The organism is Kitasatospora sp. NPDC092948 (assembly GCF_044754805.1).
Classification (GTDB): domain Bacteria; phylum Actinomycetota; class Actinomycetes; order Streptomycetales; family Streptomycetaceae; genus Kitasatospora.
The window spans coordinates 1,014,183-1,020,743 of the sequence record NZ_JBIVPU010000002.1; the positions used below are offsets into that span (position 1 = coordinate 1,014,183).

Below are 6,561 nucleotides of genomic sequence, written 5' to 3' on the forward strand. Positions count from 1 at the left end.
ATTCTCTTACGGCGCTCGCCCGGCCAGCGGAAACACTCAGGGGCAACTGCCGCATCCACCACTCACCATCACCAGTTCCTGGGGGGAACTTCCGATGACCGTTCGCCGCCGCACCCGCCTCGCCGTCCTCGCCGCCACCGCCGTCCTCGGCGCCACCGTCCCTGTCCTCGGCGGTGCCACCAGCGCCTGGGCCTGCGGCGACGACCAGCCGGCCGCCGCCGCCCCGGCCGCCGCCGCCCCGGCCGCCGCCGCGCCCGCCGATGCTCCGGCCGCCGCCCCGGCCGTCGCGGCCGACCCGAAGCCGGCCGTCGGGCTGCTTCCCCGGGAGGCCACCACCGTCACCGCGGGCGGCGACCCGGTCGAGTTCGGCGTCGAGGTCTTCAACGGTGGCACGGAGGCCATCAAGGGAATCCAGCCGTTCCCCACCTTCGCCAACGAGGGTGACGACGTCAGCAACGGCGACACGTCGTCCGTCCTGCACCCGGAGGACCTCGTCCTGGAGGTCGCCAAGGACGGCGTCTGGAAGACCGTCCCCCTGAAGTACGGCTGCGACGCGTCGCTGCGCGGCGACTACGGGTTCCTCGCCACCGACCTGGAGCCCATTCACGCCAGCCGCTTCATGTTCCGGCTCTCGGTCACCCCGCACTCCACCGCAGCGCAGAAGCAGGTCGACATCCGGGTCGGGGCAAAGATCGGATCGGTCGCCTACCCCGAGACCGTCCAGCACTTCACCCTGCCGATCGTCCACCCCGGAGCCCCGACCGCCCCGGAGCCCACCGCCACCAGCAAGGCTCCGAGCACCCCGGCCGCGACCCCCTCGGCGCCGGCCACCCCGGAGCAGACCCCGGCCGACAAGGACAACGCCGCCCCGGCCGTCGTCCCGGCCGCTCTGACCAGCAGCACCGCCCCGAGCCCGGCCGCCGTTCCGGTCGCCGCGCAGAACCTCGCGTCCACCGGCGGCGGCTCCAGCAGCACCCCGATGCTGCTCGGCGGCACCACGCTGGTGCTGCTCGGCGCCGGTGCGGTGGCGTTCGCCGCCCGTCGTCGGTCCGCCGCCCGCCGCGGCTGACCGGTCGCGCGTCAACTCGCCCCGCCCCCATGCCGGTTCCGGCCGAGGGGGCGGGGCGAGGCGTTCGCGTTCCGGTTCGCGTGTTCGAACCGGGCCGCCTAGAGTTCCGCCGACGAGCAAGAGACGGATCGGGGAGAACGTGGCGGGCAGGCGGGCGGCAGGCAGTGCGGGTGCGACCAGAGAGCCGATGGCGGGGGGACCGGACTCGGCGTACTGGCGGATGATGGCGGAGGCGGATGCGCGGGAGGACCGTCGCAAGCGAACCCTCGGCATCACCGCGCTGGCCACCGGCCTGGTGACGGTCGGTGCGATGGTCGCCGTCGCGGTGATCGTGCAGGACTCCCCCCACGGCCCGGCCGCGCCCAAGGCCGCCAAGGTCGACACCGCCCCGAAGGCGACGGCCAAGCCGTCCCCGAAGGCCTCCGCCGACCAGGGCGGCACCGCAAAGGACGCCGCCGAGGTGTCGGGGCTGACGCTCGGCAGCGCCGCGAAGGTGGGCGCCGCCGACGGCCGAAACGGCAAGGCGCTGCAACTGACCGGCACCGGCGACGGCTACGCGGAGGCCGCCGACGCGTCCGTGGACACCACGAAGGACTTCACGGTCTCCGCCGTGGTCCGCAACGACGCCGCCTCCGCCTCGAAGGCGGCGCTGTCGCAGAACGGCGAGCAGTTCTTCTCCTTCTACCTGGGCCGCGAGGACGCCGGGAGCACCAAGAACCGCTGGGTCTTCAAGGTGCAGACCGCCAACGAGACGGGCAAGAACGCGCTGGCGGTGTCCACTGCGACCGCCGCCACCGGCCAGTGGACCACCCTGACCGGGGTGTACAACGCCAAGGCCAAGACCATCTCGCTGTACGTGGACGGCGCCCTCGCCCAGACCACCCCCGCCCCGTCGATCGTGGCCGGCACCGGACCGCTGGAGATCGGCCGGGCCCGCAGCAAGGCGAAGTGGTCGGACGCGTGGAGCGGCTCGATCGCCGGCGTCCAGGTCTGGAAGAGGGCGTTGACGGCCGATCAGGTCTCCAAGGCCGCGAACGGCGGCGCCGCCGACCCGGCCCCGGCCGCCAACCTGCTCGGGTCCTGACCTTCGGACGCACCGAGGGGCCGGCGGAGATCCGCCGGCCCCTCGTCGTTGCTGCCCGGGCGGTCTCAGCCCAGGCCGTTGACCTTCTTGTACTCCAGCGCGTACGCCAGCTTGCCCGGCTTGGCGTCCGAGTACGGCTTGCTCAGCTTGTCGAACTCGCCCTTGTTGGCGGCCTTTCCGGCGTTCCACTGGTCCAGCGCGCCCAGGTCGGCGGCGGTGAAGCCGCTGCCGATCAGCGTGTTCTTCGGCAGCGCGGCCATGGTCTGGGTGGTGCTCTTCACGGCGGCCAGGTAGCTGGTCAGGTCCGAGCGGTTCCAGCCGGACAGGTCGACCGGCTTGGTGTCCCGGATCCAGCTGCCCCAGTAGAACTCCTGGAACGGCACCGAGTTCTGGGTGTAACCGATGTCGCGGCCGAAGTAGAGCAGGCTGCGGTAGGTGTCGTCCTGGAAGTTGGCCAGCCCGACCGAGGTCGGCAGCTTGTTGGTCTTCACCGGGTTGCCCTGCGGGTCGCTCAGATAGACCCACTTGTTGGCCTGCATCTGCGCCCAGAAGTCCTTCTGGGTCAGCGTGCTGAGGTTCGCCAGCACCCGAAGCCGCACGTGCAGGTTCGCGCCGCCGTCCGGGGTCTCGTAGAACGAGGTCAGGGTGTGGTGACCGTCCGTCAGGAACGGCTCGCCGCCGGGGCCGATCACGACCGTCTTCATCGCGGCCTCGCTGTCGGCGGTCTCCGCGCCGACCGGCAGCGTGCAGGTGAAGGAGGACGGGTCGTCCAGCCGGGCGTTCGGCTGCACGGCGACGGCCTCGATGCGGCCGTCCGCCTCGCACCAGTCGCTGAACTTCTTGTTGATCGCGTCCTTGCCGAGCGTGTACCGGCCGAGCTTGTAGTACACCTCGTCGTAGCCGAGCGACGGCTGGGTCGGGTGGACGTCGCCGATCCGCACGTCCAGCAGGTCCCCGGACTGGGCGCACAGGTACCCGGCGAACGGGGTGTGCCGGTTGTCGTGCCCGCAGAACGACGGGCGCTGCCCCGGCGCGCCGGGCGCGGCGACCGCGCTCGGCGCCGCGGTGGCAACAGTGACCAGGGCCGCACCGACCGCCAACAGCGGTACCGCGGACGGGACTCGGAATCGCATGACACTCCCTGCGAGGGTGGCTGGATGTGCCCGTGAGCGTTCCAGCGGCGGGCCAACGCCCGGCATCGCCGCCGTGGCGTCCCGGAAAACGCGGATGAACGATCCCCGCGGATCCCCGCCGGCCCGCCGTCGGCCGGTCCGATTGACGAACTGTCACCGAGAAGAGGCGGCAGCCGCCCCCGGCTGCCGCCGTCCGGGTGCTCCGGTGTCGCAGAGGTCAGCTGTGCGAACCCCGCCGGCGGCGGTGGAGGGCCAGCAGGGTCGCGCCGCCGCCGGCCAGCAGGGAGAGGCCGCCGGCCAGGGTCGGCACCAGGGCGTCGGCGCCGGTGCTGGCCAGGGCGCCGCCGGTGGGGACGGAGGGGGAGCCGACGGCGGCGGTCGTCGTGGTGGCGGTCGGGGAGTCGGTCGGGGTCTCGGTGGCGGTCGGGGTCGGGCTGTCGGAGGTGGTCGGGGCCGGGGTGGTCGTCGAGCCGGTGGGCGTCGGCGTCGGGGAGCCGGTCGGTGAGGCGGTCGGTGAGGCGGACGGTGCGGGGGTGGTGCCCAGGAAGGCGAACGTGGCGTGCGCGGTCGGGTTGCCGTTGGCCCAGGTGTAGACGTGGTACTCGGCCCGGACGTCGACCTTCCAGCTCACCAGGTCGGGCTGGGCGGCCAAGGTGTAGGAGACGGTGCTGTCCCCGGCCGGGAGGTCGCACCAGGCGATAACGGTCGGCGAGTTGAGGTCGCTCGACACGTTGCCGCAGGAACCTGCGGGCGTCGCCGTCGTGCCGGTGACCCGCACGCCGATCGGCGTCGGGAAGAACGGCCAACTCGGCTGGCCGTCGGCGCTGTTGAAGAACAGCCGGAGCGTACCGGCGTCGACCGCGTGGACCTTCACCTGCTGGGTGACCGACTGCCCGGCCGGCAGGTCCGGGGCGGTCGGCCGGAGCGTGTTCCCGGCCACGTGGTCGCGCGTCAGCACGGTGACCTTCGCGGCCCCCTCGCTTCCGAGGCCGTCGGCCGGGCTGCTGCCGACCGTCTTCACCCTGGCCACGGCGTCGTCGACGCTCTGGCCGCCCGGCACGAAGATCGTGCCGTAGTAGACCGCGGTCCCGTCCGGCACCGCGGCGGATGCGCTGATCAGGGGCGAGGAGAGGGAGGCGTTGAGCGGGTAGGCGCAGGTGTACACGCCGGTGGTCCCGACCACCGCTGTGCAGGTCGAGTTCTGACCGTTGGGGCTGTTCGAGCCGGTGGTGCCCGCCGCGACGGTCATGCCGTCCGGGAGGTGGAGCGAGGCGCCGGCATCGGTCAGCGGCTTGGAACTCACCGCGTAGACCCAGGTGCCGTCCCCTCTTCCGTAGATTCCGGTGGGGCCCAGCGGGCGGTCGGACTCGCCCGGCTGGATCACCGCGTCCTTGAGCTGGAACAACACCGGCTCCGAGTCGGCGTGGGCCGCCCCGGTGAGGCCGATGGTCGCGGCGCCGACTGCGGCAACCGCGAGCCCGGCGCCCAGTGCACGACGCAGGGCGCTTCCGATGAGTGTGCGCATTTTCTGTTTTCCCCCGAAAGCAGTCACTCCGCGGCTCGCCGCGGCGGCGCGAGGTCCCCCCTGTGCGCCGCAGTAGCGTAGCCCCGGGGCCGTCGCGAATCGAGACCTCAACTCGCCTTTGGTACAAGGGAGTTGATCACTTCATGGATTGATCTCCGGGCGTGGCCGGAACCGTCGGGCGGAATCCCCGACTCCCGGTCGCAGTTGCGGAGAGCCTGCTCTCCCCCGCGCGTGCGGGATGCGCCCGCGAGGACCTGGCCGGGTTCCACGTCGTGGTCGGCGCGGCCGCCGGCCCGACCGTGCCCGATTTCCGTGTCCACAGGGCCTTCACCGCAGGCGTGCTTCGCCTCCTCGGCGCTGTGGCACAGCTGTGACAGCCGATCCATGGAGCTGTGGATCATCGCGGGATAGAACTGGTGTGGAAGGTTCACGGACAAGAACGACACGGAACGGCAGGGAATCCCTGCCGTTGGGGGACACACACATGCGCACCGCAACACGCCTGATCGCCGCGGCCGTCACCTTGACCGCCGGCCTCACGCTGACCGCCTGCGGCTCGTCCGGCAGCGGCTCGTCCGCGGCGCCGAACTCCGCCTCCTCGGCGCCGGGCTCCGCGGCCTCGGCCACCTCCGGAACGACGGCCGCGGCGAGTTCGGGCACCGGCGCGGCCGCGGGCGGATCGGGCTCGACGGCGGGCAGCGGCTCCGGTGGCTCCGGCACCGCCGCGGGCTCCAAGCACTGCACCGGCGCCGATGTGAAGCTCAGCGTGACCGGCCCCGCGGCCCGCGCCTCCGAGCAGCAGCCCGCGATGGCGACCATCCGCGCGGTCAACACCTCCGGGAACACCTGCACCCTCACCGGCTTCCCCGGCGTGCAGCTCGCCGACGACGAGGGCAAGGCCTCCCCGATCGACGCCGTCCGTCACCAGGGTGGCGCGAACACCCCGGTGACGCTGGCCCCGGGAGCCGGGGCCACCGCACAGCTGCTCTACAGCGACGTGAACGGTCAGGCCACCGCCTCCGGCCGCTACGTGTGCGCGGTGACCGGCTCCAAGGTCTCGATCATCCTGCCGGACACCACCCAGCAGCAGCAGGTGTCCGTGACCGGCGGCGTCGACAACGGCACCCTCAACGTCTGCGGCGACCTCAACGTCGACCCCTTCGCGAGCAGCCAGGGCTGACCAGGATTCCTCGTGCGGGGCAGCAGTACCGGCCGACACCGTCGCGGTCCGCTGCGAACCGGCTGCCCCGCCGGAGGCTTCCCCGCTCGCCGATCTGCCGGGCATGCCTCGCTCACCCATCGCGGCCCGATCGTGCGGCCTTGAGGTGGTTCGACACCTGGACCAGCAGGTTGTCGGCCCGCGGGGAGTCCGAAGTCCCGTCGATTCGCGGCGCACGTATCGCCACTGCGTGTGCTCCCGGGACGAGCCCTGGTTCGGGTCGGCGCCGACACCGACGGCGGCGTGCGCGACCGGGCGGATCAGGTGGGGCGCTGGTGACGTCGGTCGCGCCTCGTTCACCCGTCACAGGCTGACCTGCGACTTCGCGGGGGCGGCGGCCAAGGTTCCGACGGGGTGTCTTGCGGTGGAAGCGGAGCGGGTTCGTCCACGGTGACGAATCTGGAAGAAGTCTGCCTCCCCCGCACAAGCCGTCGGTTACGGTCGCACGGAGACATGTGGTGCCGTCGGGGGAGGGCGTGGCGTGGCGATCGAACTGCCGGGCGAGGTGGTGGAGTTCCTGTCGTTCATCGG

At 72.4% G+C, this 6,561-nt stretch carries 5 protein-coding genes; 3 read left to right on the forward strand and 2 right to left on the reverse strand.

Annotation, left to right across the window (positions count from 1 at the left end; translation table 11 throughout):
- Positions 1-94: 94 nt before the first annotated feature.
- Positions 95-1,069, forward strand: coding sequence for a hypothetical protein (locus ACIQF6_RS09480; protein ID WP_400892107.1), 975 nt, complete (start codon positions 95-97; stop codon positions 1,067-1,069).
- Between the two features lie 187 nt (positions 1,070-1,256).
- A complete protein-coding gene (locus ACIQF6_RS09485; protein ID WP_400892110.1) occupies positions 1,257-2,153 on the forward strand; it encodes a LamG domain-containing protein in 897 nt (298 codons plus the stop codon).
- A gap of 65 nt (positions 2,154-2,218) precedes the next feature.
- Here ACIQF6_RS09485 and ACIQF6_RS09490 read toward each other — a convergent pair whose 3' ends face one another.
- Both ACIQF6_RS09490 and ACIQF6_RS09495 read right to left on the reverse strand, forming a co-directional pair.
- Complete coding sequence (locus ACIQF6_RS09490; protein ID WP_400892112.1) at positions 2,219-3,286, reverse strand: ParB-like protein; 1,068 nt, start codon at positions 3,284-3,286, stop codon at positions 2,219-2,221.
- A 217-nt stretch (positions 3,287-3,503) separates the two neighbouring features.
- Positions 3,504-4,811 (reverse strand): hypothetical protein, encoded by a 1,308-nt coding sequence (locus tag ACIQF6_RS09495; RefSeq protein ID WP_400892115.1) that lies wholly within the window; start codon positions 4,809-4,811, stop codon positions 3,504-3,506.
- 484 nt (positions 4,812-5,295) lie between these two features.
- Here ACIQF6_RS09495 and ACIQF6_RS09500 point away from each other — a divergent pair, with 484 nt between their 5' ends.
- Positions 5,296-5,991, forward strand: coding sequence for a DUF4232 domain-containing protein (locus ACIQF6_RS09500; RefSeq protein WP_400892117.1), 696 nt, complete (start codon positions 5,296-5,298; stop codon positions 5,989-5,991).
- Positions 5,992-6,561 lie beyond the last annotated feature (570 nt).